This window comes from Bacillus sp. LR--39 (assembly GCF_053613335.1).
Genome location: NZ_JBSIOT010000070.1, coordinates 1 through 1,873 on the forward strand (window position 1 = coordinate 1; position 1,873 = coordinate 1,873).

1 protein-coding gene is annotated in these 1,873 nt (G+C 53.4%); it reads right to left on the minus strand.

Features of this window, described 5'->3' with window-relative positions; all coding sequences use genetic code 11:
• The coding region (locus ACWHAR_RS20355) for an amino acid adenylation domain-containing protein (protein WP_452087644.1) at positions 1-1,873 on the minus strand (1,873 nt) is incomplete at both ends.

A 1,873-nucleotide genomic window follows, 5' to 3' on the forward strand; every position in this document is an offset into this window, starting at 1 on the left:
GTGGTAGAAGCTGGCCAGGTCGCGAATCAATATGCCGGTGGAGCTTCCGTCCGTAATAATGTGGTGCATATCGATCATCAGCAGATGGCGCTTTTCTTCAAGCTTTACGAGTTCCGCCCGGACGAGCGGCGCCTTATTCAGCTGAAACGGCCGGATAAACCCTCTGATCGCCGCTTCGGCTTCCGCTTCATCCGCCACTGATTCCGTCAGGTGAAAAACTGCGTCTTGATGGATGGTTTGAACGATTTCTCCATCGATTAATTCGAACGATGTCCGCAATGTTTCATGGCGGCTGATCAAGGCCCGAAACGCGTCTTCCAGACGCTCCTTATCCAATTCGCCTTCCAGAAGCAGAACCGCCGGCACATTGTAGCTCGTGCTTGCTTCTTCGAGCTGATTGAGGATGTACATGCGCCGTTGGGCGGATGACACCGGATAATTCGCACGGGACGGCGCCGGCGCAATCGGAGCGGTTTTCTCTTTCGTTTCCCCTTGAAGAAATTCGGCCAGCTCTCTGATCGTCGGTTTTTCAAACAATACTTTGATCGGCACTTCTTTTTGGAGCTGCTCTTGTATTTTGGCTGTCAGCATCATCGCCTTCAGCGAGTGTCCGCCGATGGAAAAGAAGTTGTCATCGATTCCCGGCTGCTTGATGCCGAGAATCTCTTCCCAGATTGCCGCCAGAATTTTCTCCGTTTCATTTTTCGGCGCTTCGAATCTGTCAGTCTCTTCAGCGATAGGAGCCGGCAGCTGCCGTTTGTCAACCTTTCCGTTGGCTGTCAGCGGCATGCTGTCGAGTTCGATCAAATGAGCCGGAATCATATACTCCGGAAGCGACCGGGACAGCTCTGTCCGCAGCTGTGCGGCCGGCCTCGCGCCAACTGCAGTGTAGTAGGCGCAAATCTCGGTTTCTCCGGTATTGTTTTCCCGAATGACAGCAGCCGCTTCTGAAATTCCCTCAAGGCGGGCCAAAGCCGCTTCAACCTCGCCTAATTCGATCCGGAAGCCGCGAACCTTCACTTGATGATCGATCCGCCCGAGAAATTCGATATTCCCGTCGGGAAGCCATTTTGCCAAGTCGCCCGTGCGGTACATCCGCTTCCCTTCGGCAAAAGGATCGCCGACAAACTTTTCATCTGTCAGCTCAGGCTGGTTCAAGTAGCCGCGGGCCACCCCGTCTCCGCCGACACACAGCTCGCCGGGCACGCCGATCGGCTGAAGCGCGCCGTGTTCATCAACGATATAGGCGGTTGAATTTCCGATCGGCTTTCCAATCGGGATCGTTCTCTCATATGCTTGATCGATGAAAAAACACGTCGAAAATGTTGTATTTTCAGTAGGTCCGTATCCATTCCAAAGCGAGAGTTCCGGCGATTCGCGTTTAACTCTGTTGACGATTCCAGGAACAAGGGCATCTCCGCCGATAATCAGATCATTTAGGGTTGCAAACATTCCCGGATCCTGCTGGGCGAGCTGATTAAAAAGAGGCGAAGTCAGCCACATTGTTGTGATTCCGGTCTCTTCCAGGAACACTCTGAACCGCTTTCCATCAAGGAGCGTCTCTTTCGGGACGGGATAAAGGGTTCCCCCGTTTAGCAGTGCGCCGAACACTTCAAATGTACTGGCGTCAAAGCTGACAGCCCCCGTCTGCGCCATCTTCACGTCGCTCTTCAGCGGGATGTAGCCCGCATTTTTGACAAGGCGGACGATATTGCGGTGTTCGACCATCACGCCCTTCGGCTTGCCCGTCGATCCGGATGTATAAATGTAATAGGCAAGATCTCCGGGTTTGTTGGCATGTACAAGGTTGGCGGCATCTTCTTTTTCTGCATCCACTGCATTTGCGGCGAGTACCTCATACCCTTCCAGCGAA